Consider the following 22,259-nt stretch of genomic DNA (forward strand, 5'->3'; position numbering starts at 1 on the left):
AATGCTAAGGTAGGCACCGGCAGCATAGATATTTTCTATAAGGCAGACGACGGGGATGCCTGGTTCAAAAAGACAGTTGACCTCAGAGTAGGTTCCAATACTTTTGACAGCAAGGGTACTATCCAGCTTAGCGATATATCCAGCGAACCGGCAGTCTTTATTCCAGGTGACAGGGGCACTGTGAGCTTAACTCTTAAGAATACAGCCACAACCAGCTCTGTTACAATTGACGGGAAGGACTATGACACCAACGCCAGGGTCCAGTCCGCGACTCTGAGGGGAACTGACGGGATCACGGTCATCAGTGACACTTATGCAGGCACAGGTGTCATAGGTCCGGGTGATTCTATCACTCTTAACTATAATATCAGGATAGATGATAGTGTCGAGGATGGGACTTACTATCTGGATTTCTACATGGTCGGTAACTCCCATGCATACAATAACAACTGGAGGATACCTGTCAAGGTAGATTCATCTGCTATCAAGGTCATCCCTTCCAAGCCACTGATCATCACCAATGGAGAAGGTGTTTTTGAATTTGATGTGGCCAACAGTCATCCCAATACTCTCAATTCAGTGAGTGTCAGGCTGGTGTCGGATAATCTCGAGTTCTCTCCCGAGGAATACTATATCGGTTCCATGAGTTCTGATGAGCTTTTCACTATCCAGATCAAAGCCCGGAGTACCGGCACCGGATCCTCAGTTCCTTTGTCTATTGAGGTCGATTACAGGAATGGCATGAACAGCCACAGCAATCAGGTCGGCACACGTAATGCCAGTACCGTGCAGGAAAGCAATAGCAATACCGGCACTCTTGCAGTCACAGCTATCGGACTGGTGTTGTTGTTAGGTCTTCCCGGAATGGTTCTCTACAGGCGCAAGAAACAGAGCAATAAATGATGGGTATGCCTTATGCTGAGCCTGAAACAATCAGTACGGATAGCTCTTGGCAGCATTGGAAGCGCAAAAATGCGCTCGGCCCTGACAACGCTTGGAATAGTCATAGGCGTTGCCGCGGTCATAGCCAATGTCTCCCTTGGGGCAAGCTTTAGCCAGTACTTCACCGAAGAGATAGGTTCGGTAGGCAATAATTTCATTATAATAGAGAGCAAAACTTCCAATCTGCTTCATGATAACGAGCTTGAGCTGGTGAGGGGCACGCCTGGGATAACGGGTGTTTCCCCTGTCAGCCAGCAGGTGGCAGAGGTCAAGTATATTTCCACTATCCGGCAGATAGCTGTGCAGGGTGTCTCAGAAGACTATGAGGAAGTAGCAAATATCCAGATGGAATCAGGAAGTTTCCTCACTGACAATGACAAGTACGTGGCAGTACTGGGACATGATGTTGCATACGAGAAATTTGACAGGTTCATCTCCGAGAAGAATACCATTGAGATGACCTTTGTGAAAGCTAACGGGGAAGTTGTTACCCAGAAGTTCAAGGTAAAAGGCATAATATCAAGCCCGCAGACCTCATTCGTCCAGAGTGGTATTGAACCCGACGTGAGGATATTCATTCCCATTGCCACTATGAATGAGATAATGGGAGAGAATTATTACTGGGGTTTCTTTGCCGCCGCAGAGAGCATGGAAAGCATTTCCGGCGTAACTGATGAAGTGGATCGCAGGCTTGCCAGGAACCTCGGAGTCCCGGCACGTGACCTGGATAACGAAGATGCTAAACCTTATTCCCTTCTCAACCAGGAGGAAATACTGGAGCAGGTCGATCAGTTATCAGGAGCACTCGGATCACTGCTGACGGCTGTTGCGCTGATATCGCTGATAGTTGGCTCGATCGGTATCATGAACATCATGCTGGTAACGGTAACCGAGAGGACCAGTGAGATAGGCATTATGAAATCGCTCGGCTACAAGAACCATGAGGTTCTCTCCATGTTCATTGTGGAATCCATGGTTGTAGGTCTTATCGGTGGCATCTTTGGCACAGCACTAGGAGTTATCGGCGCTTACGTGGTTGTCGGCGCGATGGGCATGCCTCATGTGTTCCCTCTGGATATGATCTTCATCGGAGTGGCAGTATCTATTGTCGTAGGACTTGTCGCGGGTGTCTATCCTGCAAACAAGGCCGCAAAGATGAATCCAGTAGATGCTCTGAGGCATGAGTAAAAGATTCAAAAAATAATGGAGGTAAAATGTTCGATATGTTATATATAGGGCTTCCCTTTCTGATGTTCTTCCTCTTCTTTGGGGTGGGCATCATCGGGACCCTTTTCTGGATATGGATGCTCATCGATTGCGCGACAAAAGAGCCCTCATCAGGCAATGACAAGCTGATCTGGATACTGATCATCATATTCACGCACCTGCTTGGTGCCTTGATCTACTTCCTGGTCAGAAGACCAAAGCGTATACTTGAGTTCGGGGAATAAAGAGCAGGATCTCTGCAGAGTATGCTGGATGCGGCCTGCCTTCTGCCAGGATGTGCCCAGGGAAGGTGAAGCAGATGATGTGCCGCGCCGCCAGCATATCTCTGCCACATATATGGATGGATAAAATGCTTAAGAGAAGTAACACAGCACTCGGTTTAGCACAATTGTATGTAAGTGAATTTGTAGCCGTAGCTTTCAAAAAGCAGACCTATATGAATATACTCTATCTGCTGTTCACATTCCCTCTTGGTACAGCTTACTTTGTATTCCTTATCACAGGTTTGTCACTGGGTTTCCATCTGGTGGGTATCTGGATAGGTATCCCTATTCTTTTGCTTGTTTTCCTTGCCTGGTGGGAAATGGCATCCTTTGAACGCCAGCTTGCCGAATGGCTGCTTGGTCTGAAGATGCCTCCGATGTCCCGCGAGCAGCTTGAAGCAGGTAGCCTGCTTGACAGGTGGATGGCCAGGTTAAGGAATCCTGTTACGTGGAAAGCACTGTTGTTCCTGCTCATGAAATTCCCCATGGGGATATTTTCGCTTGCAGTAGCGGCTTTTATGGTTATACTGACCTTGTTCCTGTTGATGTCACCGTTAATGTATTATGCCGGCTACTCTTTGCTTTTAGATGGGCCTCGCTATGCATTAACGTTATCTTTGGCGGCTTTTTTTACAGGCATTCCGGTAGGATTGTTATCTCTGCATACCATGAACTTCCTTGCAAAGCTCTCTGGAAGGTTTGCAGTATTAATGCTTGGGGTTTCACAGAAAAAAGATGACCCCACGTTGCAGGAATTGTGAGAATATTATCCTGTCTGATATTCTGGAGCCTAATAATCCTTAGAATGGATTATCTTTCGTTCAGCCTGTTGTAAAAATCAAGGATAAGATGCGTTTTCTCATTATCAAGGTTCAGGCGGAAAGTGCGTATTTGTTTCCCGAGGGGTTTCTCAAGAACGATTCCTGTTTTGATAAGAGGAGCGATAACTCTTGCCACACTGGAATGGGACAGGCCGGTTTCCTCTGCTATCCCTGAAAGATAAGTTGATTCATTCTGATGATGTATCAGGTTTTTCAGAACGGTCATCTGGGCTGTCTTTCCAAATATCTCTTCCAGTGCATCCATTGTATCGTACCTTAGATATTCATTGATGGGTTATAAGACTTTCTTTAATTTGGACGACAGGTCTAATTAACATACAACTCTTTGATATTTGGAAAGGTTTTAATAGCATTATCCTGCTATACTTATTCATAGCTTGGGTAGTATCACCATGAATACTGAAAACATTGACCCGAAGATTCTGGCACTGATGGAGCAGAATCCTCAAATGACTGATCAGGAGATTGCCAGGTCACTTGGACTGGATAAAAACCTTATCAGGGAGAGGATATCTTTCCTGTCCGATACCCGTGAGAAAATTCTTATTGTAGATGAGGAGATCGACGCATCAACCGCACTCAAGGTAGCGCTTGAAGCAGAGGGCTATAATGTTATAGAGGCCCTTGACGGATATGAAGGCATCAGAAAAGCAAAGTCTGAAAATCCTGACATAATTCTTCTTGACATTATGATGCCAGGTATGGATGGTTTTGAAGTATGCCAGCTGCTTAAAGCTGACCCGGCTTCCATGCATATACCTATTATAATGCTGACCGCAAAAGGAGAGGTAGACGATAAAGTGGAAGGGCTTGAACTGGGCGCAGATGACTATGTTACAAAGCCTTTCAATCTTAAGGAACTGAAGGCCCGTATCAGGATAGTGCTCAGAAGAGGCATTATCTGAATCTCTTTTTCCAGCTCATCTATTTACATCCCGATCTTATGTGGAACAAAAAAAACAGATGGAGTCTTGTAGTCTTTGCAGTTATAGTGCTGCTACTGATTGGTTCTATCTTTTTTCTATGGATGAAGGCCAATGTTGAGGTGAGGTCCATTGTGGAAGAACAATACCAGACCCAGCAACTCATCCTTACTCAATATGTCTCGTACTCCATCGGGGAACTGCTCAACGAAAGAGTGCTGCTGCTGGAGGTGGTGGCACAGAAGCAGCAGGGGGTTCCTGAAGATCTGTTCATGTCTGAATTCGAAACGGTATATGAAGTCGCAGATATTTACTACGTGCTGGAATTCATCGACGTAAATGGCACGGTCGTTTCGGGCTATCCTGTGGAAAATGTGCCTCTCGGTTTCAACCTTTATTCTAACAATATGACCTGGGCCTTTGAACATGTCAGGGACACAGGCCAGGTTTATATATCCGAACCTGTGAGCACGATGGAGGGTATTTTTGGAGCTTATGCATGGGTCCCTGTATTTGAGAACGGACAGTTCAGGGGTTCTATCCTCGGGATCGTTTCGGATGAGAATATCATAAAGCAATTTGAAACAACCTCAGACAGCAGTAATTATGTCTATATTGTGAATGATAAAGGCATGATACTCTACGACCAGTCCGCCACTTATGAGAAAGGCACAAATTATCTTGACCATACGGATAAGAATGACACCGATCGTCTGCATATCCTTGATGCGCAGATGAGGGGAATGATGGGCAATGGTAAATACTGGCAGGAAACTCCGGATGGCAGTGAATATGTGCTGGTTTCCTATTCTCCTGTAAACTGGTACAACCAGCGGTGGTCCGTGGGACTCACCAGTCCGGGTGATGCTGTTGATGATATTATTCTCTCTGTCTATGTGAAACTGTTCACCGTTGCAGCTGTCTCTGTGCTTTTCATCCTGTTTGTGAGTTCCCAGGTATATATCATTCTTCTTAACTGGAATAAGACTCTTGAGAGGGAAGTTGAGAAAAAGACCCGCGAACTTCAGGAGTCTAATGAATCACTGACTGCTGTGAATATAAAGCTCAAGGAGCTTGACGGGTTGAAGAATGAGTTCCTGTCCATGGTCTCGCATGAGCTCAAAACTCCCCTGACTGCCATGAAGACTTCAAGTGAGTTCCTGCTGGAGGACAGGTGCGACCCTGCTGTCAGGAATCAATTGCTTGCACTCATAGTACGCAATGTTGACAGGCAGGCAAGACTTGTCGATGATCTGCTGGATATTTCCAGGATCGAATCCAACAGGATGAAATTCAATATGGAACCTGTGAGCCTGCAGGAGGTTCTGGACCATTCCATTGAGAACATCCACCGTTTATCTGAGAGCAAAGGAGTTGCCCTCGGAGTAGATATACCCCGGTCCCTTCCGGCAGTCCTTGCGGATCGGGATAAGCTCATCCAGATATTTGTCAATCTGCTGAACAACGCTGTCAAGTTCACTCAAAGAGCCGGGAGTGTAACTGTTCTTGCACAAGAGTCCGGTGATAACATCGAAGTAATTGTCAGCGATACGGGTATAGGCATTGATCCGTCCCATGCGGAACATATATTCGATAAGTTCTACCAGATAGACAGCACATCAACCCGCACTGCAGGGGGCTGTGGTCTTGGTCTTGCAATCACAAAAGGTCTGGTTGAAGGTATGAATGGCTCGATAAGGGTTGAAAGTGAGCCTGGTATAGGCAGCAGATTCATCGTCACGCTGAAGAAGGCAGGGATTTAAAATCCACTATTAATGTCAGAATTATTTAATTTAAGAGGTGTAACATGTTAGTAACAACAACCGATGGGATAGAAGGTAAAGAACTGGAAATACTTGGCGTAGTTTTTGGAAATACTGTCCGCGCCAAACATATAGGAAGCGATATTGCAGCAGGCCTGAAGAATATAATAGGGGGAGAACTTAAAGGCTATTCAGATATGCTTTCCCAGGCCAGGAAAGAGTCTTATGACCGGATGGTGGAGGAAGCCAGGAAGATGGGCGCTGATGCAGTTGTGAATGTAAGGTTCACGACATCACAGACCATGGCAGGAGCCGCCGAGCTGCTAGCCTATGGAACAGCTGTTAAGATAAGGAAAGGGTGAACTCCTTTTTCTTTAAGTCCTTGTATTGGGAAGGGGGCTAAACAATTCAATGTCCACTGTGCCCTTTAACATCTGTTAACAGGGATAATGAATGTGAAAGTACTCCCTTTCCCCGGTTCACTTTCCAGTTGTATGCTACCTCCAAGCATTTCCACAAACTCTTTTGCAATGTATAGCCCAAGCCCGACTCCGTCAAAATTCCTTGTAAGGGATGAGTCGATCTGGGAAAAAGGTTTGAACAGCTTGCTCTGGTCCTCTGTGGAGATGCCGATGCCCGTATCTTCAACAATGACTGTCAGGTTTCCTTCATTTATTGAAGTGAACTTTACGCTGACCTTGCCTTCCTCCTGAGTGAATTTAACCGCATTGCTGATAAGGTCATAAAGAATTGTTTTGAATTTACTTTCGTCGGAATATATCTTTCTTATCTCCGTTTCCAAAATAATATGCAGGTCGATATTTTTCTTTTTTGCCAGTGGCATTGCAGAAGCTTCTATGTTCTTGATAACAGGTAGGAGAAGGAACTCTTTTTTCTCCGTTTTAATCTTTCCCTGATCAATCTGGGAGTGCTCTATAACAGCGTTAATGAGCATCAACAGCCGTCCTCCGCTTCTGCTGACAATGTCCATGCATCTCTTCTGTTCGGTATTAAGAGGCCCAAGGTCACCTTTACAAAGAATGTCAGAATAGCCTATGATATGGTTGAGAGGAGTTCTCAGTTCATGGCTCATGGTAGTTATAAAATCCTTTTTCATCTGGACAGCATTGTCTGAAAGGGTTTTTGCCATCAAAAGTGCTTTTATAGATTTTTTCCTGTCAGTTATATCGTTACCTGAAGCCAGTAGTCCCTGTATGTTTGCGCTATCGTCCTTGAGCAGTATATTGTTCCATTCAAATGTCCTTATCTCCATATCCTTTGTCTGGACGGGTGATTCAAAACATGCATTTAGGGTTGTTTCTTTTTCCATTAATTTCCGGTATTCTTCTCTTGCGTTTTCCCTGATATCTTCCGGCAGGATCGCATTGAAAAAGTTCTTCCCTACAAGCTCGCTTTCATCGTATCCAAGGATCTCACAACCTTTTTTGTTTATCAGTATGATGCGTCCATCCCTGTCTGTCGCAAGTATGCTGACGGCTACAACATCAAGGTACTTTTGGGCTTTATCCCTTTCTTTGCGAAGATTCATTTCAACTTGCTTGAGTTGGGCGATATCTACCATCAGGCCGTTTATACCTGTAACTTTTCCATCGTGTATTATGGGACGGGATGTAGTATGCACATAGCTGATGTCTCCTGATCTTTTCATGACACGGAACATGTAGGGTTTTCTCTCACCGGCGATAGTCCTCTTAATGTCTTCCAGGAGCCCGGGAAGGTCCTCCGGATGCACATACCGTGTATATGGTGTCCCAATGACTTCTTCCTTTTTATAGCCGGTCATATTTTCAATGGCAGAATTTAGATAAGTGAATATACCTTCGTTGTCAATACTAAAAACTACGTCATTAAGATTCTCCAGGCGCTCCTTGTAGAAATCCTGGGTTTTGGCAAGCTCTTTTTTCGTAATATCGAGCTCTTCGCTAAGCTGCCGGACTCTTGATCGGAGATATGCATTTGTTCGTTTCTCATTTGTATTTTCTTTATTCAGGGTAGTATTTTTAGTATTCATATCTATGAAAAATCCATATTGTCTGTTTATATATTTATATAATTTTGAAGTACTTAAGTTTTGTGAGAATTCTACAAATTGTTTATTACATAAGCAGAGTTAACCATTCTTGCAGAAATGTTAACTTATGAGTTTGTCTGTGTGTTTATTTTTGGACACGGGCTAAATTTTATCTCATATCGCAGATTCACTTTTAAACTATGAGGGACATAATCAACTATTATACAAAAAACACTTTGTATAAATGGGGAGTAAATATGGGGTTAGATGAAATAATCAAAGAAATAACTCACGAAACTGAGTGCATAGTGAATACCAAGACATTGATAGGTGAACCCACTACATTTGAAGGGAAGACCATAATGCCGATCATGAAAGTCTCTGCAGGCTTTGGGAGTGCAGGCGGGGAGAATCATCAGGAAAGCGGCCAGAAAGGGTACGCTGGCGGAGGATATGCCGGGGTCAATATGGAACCCATTGGTTTTGTCGTGATCTCTGAAGAAGATGTCCGTCTGCTTACATTGTCAGGGAGAAGCAGTTTCAATAGTATTATCGATGTGATCCCGGAACTGGCAAGCAGACTGCCTTATGCCGCATCCAGGGTAAAGGAAGCTGGCACCCACATGGCCGAGGATGTTAATAAAAAGATCCGGGAAAGGCGGGAGAAGCGGTCTGAGGAAGGAAAAAGCTCGATGACCGAGAGGGTCAAAGAGGGCGCAGAAAAGATAAGCCAGAGAGTGAGGGATATGCAGCCTGAGGAAGGCTCGATGGCTGAAAAGGTCAGGCATGGTGCTGAAGAGATAAGTAAAAAAGCAAAAGACCTGAGAGGAAAGGCTGAAGGTGAGTCTGAAAGCGAAAGCAGTCAGCCATTTGGTGAGAAAGAACTCTCTGAAGAGAACAAGCAGGCCTTTGGAAGCCGATCAATGGAAGAAGGTGGCTCAGGTGGAAGCAGCCAGTCCTTCGGTGGCAGGGGAGGAGCATAAACTCCCCTCGCCAACTTATCCTGTTTCGAAGTGCACTTTTTATCGGTTTATGTTTTAGTGATAACCGTTTTCTTTTCAATTAACATTAACAATATCATTAGTGATTATATCAGTAAGCTAATATTAGCTTAATAATCTATAAATAGGAAAAAGAACCTCCCTTCTCTGGAGGAGCGGAGTTGGCGTAAGGTATTCATTTATCTTCATAATATTCTCCGGAAAAATACTCCAAAAAGTCGATTATATTTGCAATGGGGCACACTTGAATGAGTAAAACACCACTTCAAGCAGTAATTGCATCGAAAGAAAGCAGGTCTTTACTTTTATTTCTGGATGAATGTCCAACTGGTCTTGATGGGCTTACAATATCCATGGGAACGACTAAAGAACAACTTAACTCTGTCATTGGAATGCTTGAAGAGTGTTGTCTCATAGCAGGGGAAAACGGGATTTACAGGCTGACTCGTATCGGGGAGTTAATTGCAGGGGAATTGAAACTTCTTTTGGATTTTGAGGAATTTATTAATACTGCTGAAAGTTACTGGCTGGACCGGAAACTGGATTTTATCCCTCCTTCTTTGCTGAAAAAGCTGCATGAAGTTAATTCATGTACTGTGATACAACCTCGTTTTTCAGATATCTACGACTATAACAAAGAGGCTCATGAAGCATCTACATGCTCAAAATCATTCGGCATGGTCGCGGCCAGTCTTCACCCTAGTTTTCCTGACCTGTTCGGGGATATGATAAACAATGGAGTGAACCTGTCATTGATCTTTGATCCCTTCCTCCTTGAAAAAGTCAAGAGGGATAACTATGACGAACTGCAAAAGCTCGTAAATGACAGGCAGGTTGCACTTTATCTATATCCACAAAAGATGCATTTCGTATCATTTAAAGTAAATGACACATGTATTGTACTGAAGCTGCTGACTAAAAATGATACTTATGACCACAAACAGCTGATCTGTCAAAGTCCTGGTTCAGTGGAATGGGGAAAAGAGCTCTTTAACTATTACCTGCAGGATTCCATGCTATTAACTGAGATTTAAGATGTCCTGTTCCACTTCCAAAGCATCAGGAAAAAGCAAGTAGCAATATCAGATGTAGTTATTATTTATACGCCGAGGTTGGGATTTGAACCCAAGCACTCTTTTCAGAGAAACCGGTCTCGAGCCGGTCGCGTTTGGACTCCGGGGCCGCTTTGCCGTCGGATTAGTCCGCTCTGCCACCTCGGCACGCAGTGTTTGAAGGCTGTTATATATTATATAGGTATCGAGCTTTCATAAGCTGAAAATCAGAAATCAAACAGGGAGCTCTGGCTCTTTTTGCTTCCTTTGCCATCATCTTCTTTTCCTGCTGTCATGGCTGTGCCCATATCCGGAGGTAGTTCGATATGTCCATACTGGCCGCCGCCTCCCGGATGGAGAATGACCTTCTCTTCTCTGAAAGCAATTATGGCATCAACGATTCTCTTATCCACGAAGTCCATGTCTTGTGGCTGTGTATGGAGGAGTACCTGCAGCTCGTCTGTGAACCTGCCAAGAAGTGTGTTCCATGCATCCTGCACTCCTTTGGTATTGATACTGGCATGTCCAAGAGCCATCATGATGATCTCAGAGAGAGGCATCAGATGCACATACGGAGGCCTGTGGTCAGGATGGATGGGTCGCGGAAGGTCTGCAAGCTCATTGACCCTGTCATATACTCCTTTCTTGATACGCCCTCCGCAAACGCTGCATTTCCATTTGCTTGAAACGCTCTTTTCCAGTGAGTAGTGGGTGAAGCATTTGATGCAGGCAGACTCGTTATACTTTCCCTCCTGGGGATAGAATCCTACGTTCATTATGACCCGGTAATTGTCCTGTCTGAGGATTGCTTTCCTGAGCCCTTCAAAAGACATGTCAGGAACTTCCATCCTGTTGAATTCTCTTGCAAGCTTGTTGGAAACAGGGGAATGCGCATCGGAATTAGTAAGGAAGGTCAACCTGTGGAGTTCGCTTATGCGGTCTGCATAGTCACTGTCTGCGCTCAGGCCAAGTTCCAGGAACGATACATAATCAGTCATGTCTCCATAACAGCTTTTCAGGGAATCATGGTAAGCATACATTGCAGTCCAGGGGGTAAAGGCATGACAGGGTCCGATCAGAGCTCCGATGTCCCTGGCTATCTCAGCTATCTCTGCCCCGTTAAGGCGAACAGTGGGGCGCCCGTCAGAAGAAAGGTTGCCGTGCCTGGCCATTTTTTCTGCAAGCTCTTGAGCTTTGGATATGGAAGGAAGTATCAAAAGATGATGGACACGGTGATTGTCCTCGATCTCTGTTGTAAGTGTAAAAGTAGTTTTTCCCAGGGCAATGTTCTCATCATCGACCGTAGCATCCCTTATCTCTTTCATCCATTGGGGGTGTATGCAGTCCCCGGTCGCGACCAGATCTATGCCTTTTTTTGCAGCCTCTTGTGCTATGGTTGGGAGGTCCATTTTGCCTGAACAGGCCATTGAGTACTTAGAATGCAGATGGAGATCTGCGTTGATGATCATCAAACCTCTTCAACCGATGTATCGCAGATCCTCGTCCCTTATTGTGGCTTGTGGTATAGTCGGCTGCTGTTGTTGCTGCTCGACCTCCTTAAGCCTTGCAACAATCTTCTCCATTTCCTTTGCCCTTTCTTCAAGAGGACCTTCATCTATCTCTATCGTAAATAACTTGCATATGACCTTTAGAAGTGATTGTGCACTCTTGGGATCTACAAGGTATCCGGAAGTAAGCCCCATCAGGCATGCAGCATCCATTTTCCTGAATTTGCTCAATCCAAGGAGCAGACCGGAAGCGCCTATGATGCCTCCGCCGGGTTCGTTCTCTCTGAATACCACTCCTGATCTCTGCAGCTCTTCTTTAAGGTCAGGATTATTAACTGCTCCGAGAACCTCTTCAGAATATGTCAGTTGCCCCGTAGGGAAACCGCCAAGAGTGTATATCCTTTTGACTCCTAACTCTTCTGCAATGTCAAGATACAGATCGCAAAGCTGGTAGTGTCCTTCGGCTGTGGCACTCTGGTGATCGCCTACCAGGATAAGGATATCCGATTCATCTGTACTGCAGATATACATCTCATTGTTGACCAGGTGAGCTTCGCTGTTCTCGTCAACAAGGACCTGCGGAGGAAAATGATGTGAGTATATCTCGATCACTTTCTCGGCATCGAGCTCTTCAATAATGTGCTCAGCAACCAGCTTTCCAACATGACCCACACCCGGGAGGCCTACAAGGAATATTGGTTCTCTCAGTTGAAGCTCATCCTTCAGTCGAATTACTTTTATCTCCTGCATATCTCATCCTTCCTTGCCAATCTGCGATATTTCCCGTATGGATCCTTTGGAGAGAATTTTGCAGGACTGGGGTCCACAGCTATTGATCCGCAAGCAGGACACGTTCCCTCGAGAGTATACCTTCCGCAGTTCTTACACCTGTAGATCTTCAGTCCCAAAAGAACATCACGCCTTTACTGTGTCGTTATGCCTGTGGAATTCTCCCTTTCCGCCAAGCTCTTCGATAGTAGTGACAGCCATTGTTGCAGCTCTCTTCAACACGGCCTCAGCCTTCTTATAGTCTGGCGCTATCACTTTGATACGGTATCTGGGTGCACCTGTGTAAGTGATGTCCAGCCTCACGTTCTCTTCCTCGATAGCATTAGCCGCCATAAGAGCTTCCTTTATGATGTCTATTCCTTCAGGAAGGATGGATGTCAGGTCAACATATCCTGCAATATCTACATAAGGCAGTTTTATGTTGTTCTGGGCTATCTGGACTATACTGGCAACAAGCTTCTTCTTCAGCTTGATCTCGTTGAATGCGTTGGCACCGATCATTGCAGCTTCTTCAAAAGCTGAGTAAAGAGTGCCGAAATTTTCTGTCAGCTTCTGAGCAGCCTTCTGCATCTCATCTTCACTAGTGCCGGTTTCCTCTGCCACAAACTGAAGCCACTTAGTTGCTTTCTGCTCGCTCTTCCATTCCTGGATCTTTGCGCGCTTCTGATGCTCGTTAACATCTTTAAGGGAAAGGTCGATGTGACGACGGGATGAGTCCACATTGAGAACTTTGCAGACTATCTTTTGCCCTTCTCTCACATGGTCCCGTACGTACTTGACCCACCCGGCCTTGATTTCGGAGATATGGATGAAACCTTCTTTCCCATCGTACTCTTCAAGTGTCGTATACGCACCGAAGTCAGTTACATCCTTTACGGTACAGACAACGAAATCTCCGATCTCTGGCCAATTGTTCTGTTCCATTATGGACCCCTTTATTCAAGGACTTCAAGGATATGTGTCGTTATCGTGGATTTGCCGCCTGTTGGCTCTGCAAGTGTCCTTCCGCAGACAAGGCATGTGACCTTTCGGCTTGCACTGCCGAAGATGACCTGCTCGTTCTCGCAGTCGTTGCACTTTACACGTAAGAATCTGCTCTTGGGTTTGTTCATTTAAATCACTCCGCGAATTCGAACTTCTTTGCTCTGAAACATGGTCTCTGGTGTGCTTTGTTGCACTCAGTGCACTTGTACTTGAGCCATATCCTCTTGGTGGGTTTGTCTCCACCAGGGACCTTTGAGAATTTACCGGTGTTACCGATACCTGTCTGGCGCTTCTTCTGCCTTGCAATATGTGTCAAAGACGATGCTTTTCCCTTCTTCACTCTTTCCACAACTACCTCAGTGTGTTTCTTGCATGAAGGGCAATATGTTCTGACTCTCTTCGGGATCTTCATTATCTACACCTTAAATAAGTTTAAGTCAATTATCTGTGATAACCTGTGCTGCGTTGCGTTTAACGAGTCCCTTTGCATTAAGGGCAGGTAAAACAACAACGTCTTCTGCACACAATGTATAATTGCGATTATCCATAGCCTTGAAAGTAGGCACGTTTTCCAGTATTCGCACAACAACGAATTCCTTATTTATATTACTTTTGGCTATGTCGTCTTTCTCTTCAGTTTCCGGGGCAACATCTGTAGTAGCAATTTCTGTCCTTGGAATGGTCAATGGAACTGTATCTTGTCCTTTTAAAGTATTGGCCGCCCGGTTCTCCCTGTTTCTCGTACTCACTAAAGGGATATGTTCTTTTCCCTTCTCGCCTGCAGGAGATATGTGCGGGTTGATCACTGGCTCGAGCATTTCCCTGCGGGCATTGTTGATTGCAGAAAGGACAGCTTCATAAACCTGTTTCTCCTGCGGAAGTAGTTTTCCCATGTCCTGTATGGTCGATTTGCTGGAAAAAGCATTGGTTGTGGCGCTGCCAATGATCTTTTTTATGCGGCGCATGAAAATAAGCTCAACGGCGGTTGTGGCGTTCTGGAGTTCGTCCTCCAGTATCTTTGCCTCCACTGAGCGCGGGTTCCTAAGCTGGGCTATCTCCTCTTCAAGTTCCGTTATGTACTCTTCCACCTTATGGTAAAAATCAGCATTTACTGACTTCAGTGAAGAGCTCCTCTCTTCTCTGAGAGTGTCGGTAAGCTCAGTGCGATCCATATTCCGCCACACCTCTGCATATCAGGTACACTGCCGCATACTCCGGAACTTCCTGCAAGCCTTCCTCGACCATAAGGTCCTTTCCTTTCATCTGCACAGCAAAAGGCTTGATTGCTTTTATCTTTACCGATTTATCCCCGAAAACAACGGCATCGTTAAGGGGCTCGAACATCTCCAGTTCGTCTATCCTGAGCGCTGTGACCTTCATCCCCGATTTTCCGTGAAGGGAACCCGGCAGGCGTATCAGACGCTTTATATCTGCGGTGACAGGCTCGTCGACGCATGCCGCCATCTGGCTGATACCATGACTGACAATTGTTTCAAGCACACCCTTCCTGATGTTTCTCAGTGCGTCAATGTTCCCTCTTTTCAGGGCGGCGACTTTGTGTTCATCCTTAAACACATCTATCAGGTTACCTGCGGTTTTTTCTCCGATGCCTTTGAAACCTGTCAGTATCTCCATTGCATTGGGACTTTTTGCCAGGGACGATAGATATGATATGAGATATCTGTTAATCCTGCTGCTCCACCCGCCATCGTCCTCTGCAACGAACATTGACATTTTTGCCGACTCTGTACCCGCATCCCCTGATATCTCCTTCGTAGTAAAGATGCGCTCAAGATCCAGACCCTTCGAACTGACATAATCAACTATTTCCCGTCTCTCCGGGCTTTCCAGTGAGAGTACCGAAGGGTCACTGATATGGAAGTGATAACCCCTTCCTCCGGAGAACACTGCATGTACGGCGCTCTCATCAAAGCCAAAATCAGTGATAAGAAAGTCGAGCAGCTTAAGAGTTTCCTTTTTTCCCTTCTCAAGCATGTCGCCGTAGGAGTTTATCTTGCCGGGAAGGTGGTCTGAGTCTATGTCGAATATCAGGTCAGCTTTGAGCCAGTTTTTTTCTTTCATTTTTGGGGCACCAGGATATTCGTAGTAGGCCACGGAGTAATATGCATGGGCAGGGGCCATTCCCCGGAGGTAATCATATAATTCTCCCTCTGACCCGAAATCCCTGTGGCGCTTCATGAAAACGTCGTCGGCGCTGCCAAACTCAAGGAATCCCCATTCCCTTGAGGTGAACTCAGGCGGCAGTGTGAGCTGTGCCGTTGAATAGTAGTCCTGGAATTTCGATACAATAAAAGCCCGTGTTCTCTCATCCATATGTGCAGGTTTCTCCGGAAGTCTTACATTTTTTGAATAGTCTTAATTGATTTAATCCGTCGTGAACTACCTCCCGTTAAAACGGGAGGCTTCCTACTTCGTTCTTCTGACTTCTTTCAGTAAGTCCATAGGCTCTTTCCGCAGTTCCTGCGGTGTTTAAGTTATTCAATGCGATTTTCTTAATGTTGATGCTTGCATTTTTGTCTCGATCATGCAACGTTTTGCAGGAAGGACATTCCCATTCCCGGATATCAAGAGTTAATTCCTTGAACTTGTATCCGCAAACATTACACAATTTTGATGATGCATCGAACCTGCCAATTTTCAGGATAGTTTTACCGAACCATTCTGCTTTATAGGTTAACTTGTTAATGAATCCAGACCAACCTACATCACTGATACTTTGAGCTAAACAATGATTTTTGATCATTCCTTTTACATTCAGATCTTCAATAGCAAGAGCTTGGTTTTCGCGAATAATCATTGCTGAGACCTTATGCTGGAAATCATTTCTCTGGTTGGCTATTAACTGATGGTGTTTTGCAAGTCTGGCAACAGCTTTTTTCCTGTTCTTCGAACCTTTTTGTTTTCTGGATACATTCCTCTGTAATTTGACGAGTTTTTTCAATGACCTTTTCAGGAACTTAGGATTTTCAATTACTTCTCCAGTTGAAAGAGTAGCAAAGGATTTGATTCCTACATCAATTCCAACGGTTGTTTCCTCCGTAAAAGATTCAGGTTCTGGATAAAGTTCATGGTCTTCAATCAGAATACTGACATGATACCTTCCAGCTGATGTCCTGGAAACAGTTAACGTCTTGAGAACCTTAAATTCCTTGTTTAATTTCTGATCAAGGATAATATCACCATTAATCTCTTTGGTTACAAGGTTATTCCCGATGAATTCCTTGCTCAGAAAATCACGATGAATAACAATCTTCATCCAGCCAATCTTTGGAAGGTATATCTGGGAAGTTGTCCGGTTGATCTGGTAATTTTGAGGAACCTGAAACGAAAAATGATTGCTTTTCTTATTTTTTCTGGTTGGATAGGAACCATTTCCTTCAAAGAAATTCTTGAATCCAGTCAACAAATTCCGGTTGGCTTGCTGTAATGATTGAGAATTGATATCATTCAACCATTGAAAATGTTCCTTGAGATTTGTCATGTTGTTATTCAAATCAACTTCAGTTAAACTGGTCCCGAACTTTTTATACATAAGGTTCTTGATGAACAAAGAACGGTTGTAAACGAATCGAACCGCACCAAAATGCTGCTCTAACAAAGTTCTTTGTTCCTTGTCAGGATAGATTCGGTATACATTGCCTTTTTTCATCAGAAATCACTTGGTTGAGAACTAATTACGTTGTAATATTATATGGTTACATGAGATATATGCTTTTTTTGTTTTGGGACGCAATTCATCCACCTTTTTCATTTCAAAGAGATGAAACTCCCATTAGATCTTTGATTTAATGCGAGTATGAATACTGGGTCTTCTTGCTCCAGTATGATAAAACTTATAGTCTTCATTCACGTTATAGTCCCCGATGAAGCAGGAAATGACAAGTGCAGATGTTGCTGCCCTGGTGTTTGAACTGAGTTCCGGAGAGAACTCTATCATCGATTCTAAGATAGGCAAGATCTACCAGCCTGTGGCCGGAGAGTTGCGTATTAATCTATTTGTTTACAATAAAGGCAAGGATAACCTTGTTATCGAGGCAGGCAAACGTGCCCACCTGAGCGAGCATATACGCCAGAGTCCTAAGATACCTCACTCTTTCCCGATGCTTCTGAGGAAGCATATCTTTGCGGGACGCATCACTTATGTGAGGCAGTATGATTTTGACAGGATCATGGAGTTTGGGATGGTTCGTGGAGGCGTGGAGACTGTGCTGGTTGCAGAGCTTTTCTCACCGGGCAACATAGTCTTGCTGGATTCGGAGCGCAAGATCATCCTTCCAATGAAACCTGTCACCTTCAAGGGCAGGAAGATACGCAGCGGAGAGGTCTACCAGTACCCGGAAGCCCAGCTAAGTCCGGTGGAAGCAGGTGAAAAGGACCTTGCGGATGTGTTCTCCTCCTCGGATGCAGATGTGGTGCGCACCATCGCTAACAGGTTCAATCTGGGTGGTGTCCTGGCCGAAGAGGTATGTTTCCGCGCCGGAATTGACAAGAAAACAGTCGCAAAGGACATGAATTCGGAAGGTATCGCAAGCATTGTACGTGCTCTCAGGGAACTCTTTTCCCCGCTCATTAAAGGCGAACTCAGTCCTTATATCGTTAAAAAGGAAATCAAGGGTGAGGTTCAGCCATTCGATGTAGCTCCTTTTGAGCTGAAGACACATGCAGGTCTTGAGAAGGAAGTCTTTCCTTCGTTCAACAAAGCGCTTGACGGCTTCTTCGGAAAAAGAGCTGCTGAAGAGGTCACAGAGGTTGTCGAGGCTGTCAAGAAGGAAAAGGTGGATGTATTTGAAAGGCGCCTGAGAAAGCAGGAAGAAGCTATAGGGAACTTCGGCAGGGAAGCGGAAAGGCATGTAGATGTCGCAGAGAAGATATACGCCCACTACCAGGTTATAGAAGAGGTGATCGGGGTCCTTGAGAAGGCACGTCAGAATGGCTACTCATGGGACGAGATCAAGTCCATTCTCAAAGGGGCAAAAGAAACTGTCCCTGCCGCAAAGAGCATAAGCAGTATCGATTCAGCCACCGGCAGGATAGTGCTTGACCTTGATGGCACTAAAGCAACCGTAGATATCAAGCTGACAATTCCCCAGAACGCCCAGTCATATTATGAGAAGGCTAAAAAGCTGACCCGGAAAAAAGAAGGCGCTATCAGGGCTATTGAGGACACCAAAGTTGCAATGCAGAAGAAAGAGAGGAAAGTTTCTGGCAACAAGCGTAAGGTGCACATGAAAAAGCACTGGTACGATCGTTTCAGGTGGTTCTATTCTTCCGAAGGGTTCCTTGTTGTCGGCGGAAGAGATGCAGAAACCAACGAAGAGCTTGTAAAGAAGTATATGGATAAGAGTGACGTAGTCTTCCACACCCAGGATCCGGGTGCACCCATGACAATAGTAAAAGCCCAGGGCAAGCCGGTGACCGAACAGACGCTCATGGAGGCGGCACAGTTCGTAGTGTCCTATTCCAGCGTATGGAAATCCGGACAGTTCAGCGGGGATTGCTACTGGGTATTGCCTGAGCAGGTATCAAAGACACCAGAATCGGGTGAATATGTGAAAAAGGGTGCTTTCATCATCCGCGGGGAACGCAACTATTTCCGCGATGTGCAGGTTGGTATGGCAGTGGCTCTGGAGCTTGGAGCGGAAACACGCGTAATAGGTGGCCCCGTATCTGCAGTCCGGCAGCATGGGCAGCATGTTATAGAACTGATCCCCGGCAAATTCAATCAGAACGATATCGCAAAAAAAGTATACAAGATGTATGTCGACACTCTGAAGGAGGTCAACTTCGTCAAGCAGATAGCTTCTCCTGACAGGATAGCCATGATGCTTCCGCCGGGAGAGTCCGACATTAAAGTATGATGTCCGGTATATTCCTATTTGATAGATCGATGATGTTTGTTTAATCTGGTATTCCTATGCGTGTCACAAACAGAAATCTAAGGGGCCGGGAAGGCGAAATATCTGTTACAGCTGAAACTCTTGATGACCTGTGGCACCTGAAGTATATAATAGAGAATGGCGACCTCGTCTTTTCCCTGACAAAAAGGAAGGCTGATACTGCAGCTGATAAGCTGAGGCCTGAGAAAGTGGAGAAGAAGAATGTCCGGCTTGGGCTTAGAGTTAATGGGCTTGAGTTCCACAGGTTCTCCAACAGGCTGAGAGTACATGGAGTCATCGAGCATGGAATGGATACCGGGCAGCATCACACATTCAATATTGAGGAAGGTACGAATCTCTCCATCATTAAAACCTGGAAAAAGGACCAGTTCGAGCGTATTGATGAAGCTGAGGCCGCTTCAAAGCGCCCGAGGGTGGTACTGGTAGCTGTTGAGGAAGGGGATGCGGATATCGGTCTTGTACGCCACTATGGCATAGAGGTGTACTCTCATATTTCCCAATCTTCCGGCAAGGGAGAGGTTTCTTTGCGGGATGTTTTCTTCCATGAGATAGTCGACCAGCTGGTACACGCAGCGCCAGGTTCTGAGGCAATAGTTGTTGCAGGTCCTGGATTTACGAAAGAGGACTTCATGAAGTACTTGCAGTCAAAGCAGCCGGAACTGGCTTCACGATCCCTTGTGGAAGACACTTCATCCATTGGCATGTCCGGCTTTCAGGAGGTTCTCAGAAGGGGCGCCGTGGACAGGATAACAGAAGAGTCACGTATAGCCCGCGAGTCTCTGCTAATGGAAGGACTGCTAAAGGAGATAGCCACATCCGGTAAAGTCGCTTATGGGATAGATGAAGTTAAAGTCGCTCAGGACTACGGATCCATTGATACTCTGCTCGTAGCCGATGAGTTCCTGCGTGAGGAAAGGGAAAAAGGCGATATTGATTCTTTCCTCCAGTCCGTTGAACATTCTCAGGGAAGGATAGTCATCTTCAGTACGATATTTGAGCCCGGGCACAAGCTTCTTGCACTCGGGGGCATTGCTGCACTCCTGCGATTCAAGATATGATCGATGATGTTCATCATGAATGCATTTTGAATAGTCGAACAAGGATTATCGCCTGAAAGGTCTCTTTTAGCAGTGCCTAGGGTATTCAAACTTAAGCAATTAATTGATTCTACTTAATAAACATTTCGGAGGGGTTGTGCGCAAATCATTCACAAGTGCTATCAAACGGTACCTTTTAATATATATATTTATATTATCATACTATTTTACTTTAAATTGGTATGCATTAGCTCTCCTTTTGCCAAATAATTCCTTAATATAAGTTTATATTAATTATGTAAGTATAATATGGTCTGGAATGCAAAATAATGCTTAAATGCTAACTTTACCTTTTCATCATAATCATAAATGATATATACTACTTTGCCAAAGTCCTTATCAGGAGGTGTAAATGGTAGCATTGGTGATAGATACTTAGCGATACTAATGAATGTGTTACAGTAATAATATTTACAGGTCGTTCTTTTTGGAGACCTTTGATGTCAGTTATATCGGGATTATTATAGATCCGGATTATCAATAGACGATAATAATTATCGAAAAATATGTTAGGGAAGTGATTAACTATGGATGGAGAAGTAATTATAAAAGACACAACCGCAAGCCCGGCACCACTAGGTTTCTTTGGTCTGGGATTTGCAGCTACATTCCTCGGATTATTGATCATGGGAATATTCGATGACGCTGTAATGGTAGTTTCAACAGCAATATTCCTGGGTGGTTTCGCTCAGTTGTTTGCCAGTATTGAACTCTGGAAGAAAGGTGACACTTTTGGTGCATCCGCATTCGGCGCATTTGCACTGTTCTGGTTCTCCTGGGCATTCATTCAGATAGCCACAACAATAGGTATATTTGGTGGCGTAATGCCTGCCATGAGCGCATCTGCAGGCTTCTGGTACCTTATAGTCTGGGGAATCATTGCAACTCTGCTGACAATCGTAACCTTTAAGATAGGCGTATGGCCAATAATAATAACTTTCATACTGCTGGACCTTACTTTCTTCAGCATTGCCCTTATTGGCGGAATGGTTGCTGGTATAATAACCCTTCTCCTTGGTCTTGCCTCACTCTACACGGCCGTTGCAATAATCATGACTGAAGTCGGTCATATGAAATGCCCAGGTCTGTGCCCGGCAGAGAAGTAAATAAGCGATTGAATTTCAATAGTTTAAAGCTACCATCACAGGTGGCTACTGACCTAGTAAAAGGCCGGTTTTCTTCCGGCCGACATTTTTTCTTTTAAGATTCTTTGTTTGACATTTGATGAATTTGGAAGACCTCTATCTGGTTTCTTATGCCTTTAACTGTCATATGATACTGAAAATGCTCTTCAGTTTATCTATGGGCATTGCATCATATAAAAAAGAATGTAGAGGCTGATAAATCCTTTACTCTAAATGCCCACGTAAGGGAAAGCTTCCCTGTGGATTCAATTACCCACACGATGTTGAAAGGAACCTTATGATCAAATGATCATCAGCCATTATATGGGAGGAAGTTGATGTTACGATCAGGCGATATCGAAGCGATCAAGGTTCATTACCTTGTTCCACACCGCTACAAAGTCGTTCAAAAACTTCTCATGGGAGTCCTCACATCCGTAGACTTCCGCCAGGGCCCGGAGCTGGGAGTTCGAACCGAAGATCAGGTCGACACGGGTACCGGTCCACTTGAGTTCGCCTGTTGCGCGATCACGACCCTCGAACACGTCTTTGTCTTCCGGGGTTGCCTTCCACTCCGTGCTCATGTCAAGCAGATTCACGAAAAAGTCATTGGTGAGCGTCTCCGGCTGCTTGGTGAAAACGCCGTGTTGGGACTGTCCGAAATTGGTATCCAGGACGCGCATACCGCCTATGAGAACTGTCATCTCAGGAGCGGTCAGTGTTAGCAGTTGTGCCCGGTCCACCAGCAGTTCCTCTGCCGATACAGCGTATTTGGCTTTCTGGTAGTTGCGGAA

At 45.0% G+C, this 22,259-nt stretch carries 24 protein-coding genes and 1 tRNA gene; 12 read left to right on the top strand and 13 right to left on the bottom strand.

Features of this window, described 5'->3' with window-relative positions; translation table 11 throughout:
• From Q8J68_RS05925 to Q8J68_RS05940, 4 genes are all read left to right on the top strand, one after another.
• Positions 1 to 903 (top strand): COG1361 S-layer family protein (locus tag Q8J68_RS05925; protein WP_305310615.1); only part of this gene is annotated, 903 nt, incomplete at its 5' end.
• Positions 904 to 915: 12 nt separating this feature from the next.
• Complete coding sequence (locus Q8J68_RS05930; protein ID WP_305310616.1) at positions 916 to 2,130, top strand: ABC transporter permease; 1,215 nt, start codon at positions 916 to 918, stop codon at positions 2,128 to 2,130.
• A 26-nt stretch (positions 2,131 to 2,156) separates the two neighbouring features.
• Entirely contained in the window at positions 2,157 to 2,393 is a 237-nt protein-coding gene (locus tag Q8J68_RS05935; RefSeq protein WP_305310617.1) for a PLD nuclease N-terminal domain-containing protein, read from the top strand.
• Positions 2,394 to 2,518: 125 nt separating this feature from the next.
• Positions 2,519 to 3,193, top strand: coding sequence for a sensor domain-containing protein (locus Q8J68_RS05940; RefSeq protein WP_305310618.1), 675 nt, complete (start codon positions 2,519 to 2,521; stop codon positions 3,191 to 3,193).
• A gap of 49 nt (positions 3,194 to 3,242) precedes the next feature.
• Here Q8J68_RS05940 and Q8J68_RS05945 read toward each other — a convergent pair whose 3' ends face one another.
• A complete protein-coding gene (locus tag Q8J68_RS05945; RefSeq protein WP_305310619.1) occupies positions 3,243 to 3,518 on the bottom strand; it encodes a MarR family transcriptional regulator in 276 nt (91 codons plus the stop codon).
• 148 nt (positions 3,519 to 3,666) lie between these two features.
• Here Q8J68_RS05945 and Q8J68_RS05950 point away from each other — a divergent pair, with 148 nt between their 5' ends.
• From Q8J68_RS05950 to Q8J68_RS05960, 3 genes are read left to right on the top strand one after another with little or no spacing between them, the layout of a single operon-like run.
• Positions 3,667 to 4,179: a response regulator gene (locus Q8J68_RS05950; RefSeq protein ID WP_305310620.1), complete on the top strand. Its 513-nt coding sequence runs from the start codon at positions 3,667 to 3,669 to the stop codon at positions 4,177 to 4,179.
• Positions 4,180 to 4,217: 38 nt separating this feature from the next.
• The gene (locus tag Q8J68_RS05955; RefSeq protein ID WP_305310621.1) at positions 4,218 to 5,960 is read left to right on the top strand and encodes a sensor histidine kinase; all 1,743 of its coding nucleotides are present in this window, start codon (positions 4,218 to 4,220) and stop codon (positions 5,958 to 5,960) included.
• A gap of 44 nt (positions 5,961 to 6,004) precedes the next feature.
• The gene (locus Q8J68_RS05960; RefSeq protein WP_305310622.1) at positions 6,005 to 6,322 is read left to right on the top strand and encodes a YbjQ family protein; all 318 of its coding nucleotides are present in this window, start codon (positions 6,005 to 6,007) and stop codon (positions 6,320 to 6,322) included.
• Between the two features lie 65 nt (positions 6,323 to 6,387).
• Here the strand turns inward: Q8J68_RS05960 and Q8J68_RS05965 are convergent, their stop codons facing one another.
• Positions 6,388 to 7,992 carry a PAS domain-containing sensor histidine kinase gene (locus Q8J68_RS05965; protein WP_305310623.1) on the bottom strand — a complete coding sequence of 535 codons (1,605 nt, stop codon included), beginning with the start codon at positions 7,990 to 7,992 and terminating at the stop codon, positions 6,388 to 6,390.
• Between the two features lie 257 nt (positions 7,993 to 8,249).
• Here Q8J68_RS05965 and Q8J68_RS05970 point away from each other — a divergent pair, with 257 nt between their 5' ends.
• Both Q8J68_RS05970 and Q8J68_RS05975 read left to right on the top strand, forming a co-directional pair.
• Positions 8,250 to 8,975 (top strand): GerW family sporulation protein, encoded by a 726-nt coding sequence (locus Q8J68_RS05970; protein ID WP_305310624.1) that lies wholly within the window; start codon positions 8,250 to 8,252, stop codon positions 8,973 to 8,975.
• 266 nt (positions 8,976 to 9,241) lie between these two features.
• A complete protein-coding gene (locus Q8J68_RS05975) occupies positions 9,242 to 10,027 on the top strand; it encodes a winged helix-turn-helix domain-containing protein (protein WP_305310625.1) in 786 nt (261 codons plus the stop codon).
• 70 nt (positions 10,028 to 10,097) lie between these two features.
• Here Q8J68_RS05975 and Q8J68_RS05980 read toward each other — a convergent pair.
• From Q8J68_RS05980 to Q8J68_RS06025, 10 genes are all read right to left on the bottom strand, one after another.
• A tRNA-Ser gene (locus Q8J68_RS05980) sits at positions 10,098 to 10,213 on the bottom strand.
• Between the two features lie 59 nt (positions 10,214 to 10,272).
• Positions 10,273 to 11,514, bottom strand: a complete 1,242-nt coding sequence (locus Q8J68_RS05985) for a TIGR00375 family protein (protein WP_305310626.1) — start codon at positions 11,512 to 11,514, stop codon at positions 10,273 to 10,275.
• Between the two features lie 9 nt (positions 11,515 to 11,523).
• Positions 11,524 to 12,303 (bottom strand): proteasome assembly chaperone family protein, encoded by a 780-nt coding sequence (locus Q8J68_RS05990; protein ID WP_305310627.1) that lies wholly within the window; start codon positions 12,301 to 12,303, stop codon positions 11,524 to 11,526.
• Positions 12,291 to 12,461: an RNA-protein complex protein Nop10 gene (locus Q8J68_RS05995; RefSeq protein WP_305310628.1), complete on the bottom strand. Its 171-nt coding sequence runs from the start codon at positions 12,459 to 12,461 to the stop codon at positions 12,291 to 12,293. The genes Q8J68_RS05990 and Q8J68_RS05995 overlap by 13 nt, the downstream gene beginning before the upstream one ends.
• Before the next feature lie 7 nt (positions 12,462 to 12,468).
• Positions 12,469 to 13,266 carry a translation initiation factor IF-2 subunit alpha gene (locus Q8J68_RS06000; RefSeq protein WP_305310629.1) on the bottom strand — a complete coding sequence of 266 codons (798 nt, stop codon included), beginning with the start codon at positions 13,264 to 13,266 and terminating at the stop codon, positions 12,469 to 12,471.
• A gap of 11 nt (positions 13,267 to 13,277) precedes the next feature.
• Positions 13,278 to 13,454, bottom strand: coding sequence for a 30S ribosomal protein S27e (locus tag Q8J68_RS06005; RefSeq protein ID WP_015053158.1), 177 nt, complete (start codon positions 13,452 to 13,454; stop codon positions 13,278 to 13,280).
• Between the two features lie 5 nt (positions 13,455 to 13,459).
• The gene (locus tag Q8J68_RS06010) at positions 13,460 to 13,738 is read right to left on the bottom strand and encodes a 50S ribosomal protein L44e (protein ID WP_015053157.1); all 279 of its coding nucleotides are present in this window, start codon (positions 13,736 to 13,738) and stop codon (positions 13,460 to 13,462) included.
• Between the two features lie 25 nt (positions 13,739 to 13,763).
• The gene (locus Q8J68_RS06015; protein ID WP_305310630.1) at positions 13,764 to 14,498 is read right to left on the bottom strand and encodes a hypothetical protein; all 735 of its coding nucleotides are present in this window, start codon (positions 14,496 to 14,498) and stop codon (positions 13,764 to 13,766) included.
• Positions 14,485 to 15,660 (bottom strand): DNA primase catalytic subunit PriS, encoded by a 1,176-nt coding sequence (priS, locus tag Q8J68_RS06020; RefSeq protein WP_305310631.1) that lies wholly within the window; start codon positions 15,658 to 15,660, stop codon positions 14,485 to 14,487. Before priS ends, Q8J68_RS06015 begins: the two co-directional genes overlap by 14 nt.
• Before the next feature lie 76 nt (positions 15,661 to 15,736).
• Positions 15,737 to 16,996: an RNA-guided endonuclease TnpB family protein gene (locus Q8J68_RS06025; protein ID WP_305310632.1), complete on the bottom strand. Its 1,260-nt coding sequence runs from the start codon at positions 16,994 to 16,996 to the stop codon at positions 15,737 to 15,739.
• Between the two features lie 214 nt (positions 16,997 to 17,210).
• Here Q8J68_RS06025 and rqcH point away from each other — a divergent pair, with 214 nt between their 5' ends.
• The 3 genes from rqcH (at position 17,211) to Q8J68_RS06040 (ending at position 21,447) form a co-directional block, all read left to right on the top strand.
• Entirely contained in the window at positions 17,211 to 19,205 is a 1,995-nt protein-coding gene (gene rqcH, locus Q8J68_RS06030) for a ribosome rescue protein RqcH (RefSeq protein ID WP_305310633.1), read from the top strand.
• 56 nt (positions 19,206 to 19,261) lie between these two features.
• Positions 19,262 to 20,302, top strand: coding sequence for an mRNA surveillance protein pelota (locus tag Q8J68_RS06035; protein ID WP_305310634.1), 1,041 nt, complete (start codon positions 19,262 to 19,264; stop codon positions 20,300 to 20,302).
• A gap of 566 nt (positions 20,303 to 20,868) precedes the next feature.
• Positions 20,869 to 21,447 carry an acetate uptake transporter gene (locus tag Q8J68_RS06040; RefSeq protein WP_305310635.1) on the top strand — a complete coding sequence of 193 codons (579 nt, stop codon included), beginning with the start codon at positions 20,869 to 20,871 and terminating at the stop codon, positions 21,445 to 21,447.
• A 365-nt stretch (positions 21,448 to 21,812) separates the two neighbouring features.
• On the opposite strand, the gene Q8J68_RS06045 is transcribed toward Q8J68_RS06040, so the two are convergent.
• Positions 21,813 to 22,259 (bottom strand): peroxidase family protein (locus tag Q8J68_RS06045; RefSeq protein WP_305310636.1); only part of this gene is annotated, 447 nt, incomplete at its 5' end.

The organism is Methanolobus sp. (genome assembly GCF_030682845.1).
Classification (GTDB): Archaea; Halobacteriota; Methanosarcinia; order Methanosarcinales; family Methanosarcinaceae; genus Methanolobus.

Coding starts and splice junctions, on each gene's coding strand:
- Q8J68_RS05930 (WP_305310616.1), top strand. CDS start 916: ATGCTGAGCCTGAAACAATCAGTACGGATAGCTCTTGGCAGCATTGGA.
- Q8J68_RS05935 (WP_305310617.1), top strand. CDS start 2,157: ATGTTCGATATGTTATATATAGGGCTTCCCTTTCTGATGTTCTTCCTC.
- Q8J68_RS05940 (WP_305310618.1), top strand. CDS start 2,519: ATGCTTAAGAGAAGTAACACAGCACTCGGTTTAGCACAATTGTATGTA.
- Q8J68_RS05945 (WP_305310619.1), bottom strand. CDS start 3,518: ATGGATGCACTGGAAGAGATATTTGGAAAGACAGCCCAGATGACCGTT.
- Q8J68_RS05950 (WP_305310620.1), top strand. CDS start 3,667: ATGAATACTGAAAACATTGACCCGAAGATTCTGGCACTGATGGAGCAG.
- Q8J68_RS05955 (WP_305310621.1), top strand. CDS start 4,218: ATGTGGAACAAAAAAAACAGATGGAGTCTTGTAGTCTTTGCAGTTATA.
- Q8J68_RS05960 (WP_305310622.1), top strand. CDS start 6,005: ATGTTAGTAACAACAACCGATGGGATAGAAGGTAAAGAACTGGAAATA.
- Q8J68_RS05965 (WP_305310623.1), bottom strand. CDS start 7,992: ATGAATACTAAAAATACTACCCTGAATAAAGAAAATACAAATGAGAAA.
- Q8J68_RS05970 (WP_305310624.1), top strand. CDS start 8,250: ATGGGGTTAGATGAAATAATCAAAGAAATAACTCACGAAACTGAGTGC.
- Q8J68_RS05975 (WP_305310625.1), top strand. CDS start 9,242: ATGAGTAAAACACCACTTCAAGCAGTAATTGCATCGAAAGAAAGCAGG.
- Q8J68_RS05985 (WP_305310626.1), bottom strand. CDS start 11,514: ATGATCATCAACGCAGATCTCCATCTGCATTCTAAGTACTCAATGGCC.
- Q8J68_RS05990 (WP_305310627.1), bottom strand. CDS start 12,303: ATGCAGGAGATAAAAGTAATTCGACTGAAGGATGAGCTTCAACTGAGA.
- Q8J68_RS06000 (WP_305310629.1), bottom strand. CDS start 13,266: ATGGAACAGAACAATTGGCCAGAGATCGGAGATTTCGTTGTCTGTACC.
- Q8J68_RS06005 (WP_015053158.1), bottom strand. CDS start 13,454: ATGAACAAACCCAAGAGCAGATTCTTACGTGTAAAGTGCAACGACTGC.
- Q8J68_RS06010 (WP_015053157.1), bottom strand. CDS start 13,738: ATGAAGATCCCGAAGAGAGTCAGAACATATTGCCCTTCATGCAAGAAA.
- Q8J68_RS06015 (WP_305310630.1), bottom strand. CDS start 14,498: ATGGATCGCACTGAGCTTACCGACACTCTCAGAGAAGAGAGGAGCTCT.
- priS (WP_305310631.1), bottom strand. CDS start 15,660: ATGGATGAGAGAACACGGGCTTTTATTGTATCGAAATTCCAGGACTAC.
- Q8J68_RS06025 (WP_305310632.1), bottom strand. CDS start 16,996: ATGAAAAAAGGCAATGTATACCGAATCTATCCTGACAAGGAACAAAGA.
- rqcH (WP_305310633.1), top strand. CDS start 17,211: ATGAAGCAGGAAATGACAAGTGCAGATGTTGCTGCCCTGGTGTTTGAA.
- Q8J68_RS06035 (WP_305310634.1), top strand. CDS start 19,262: ATGCGTGTCACAAACAGAAATCTAAGGGGCCGGGAAGGCGAAATATCT.
- Q8J68_RS06040 (WP_305310635.1), top strand. CDS start 20,869: ATGGATGGAGAAGTAATTATAAAAGACACAACCGCAAGCCCGGCACCA.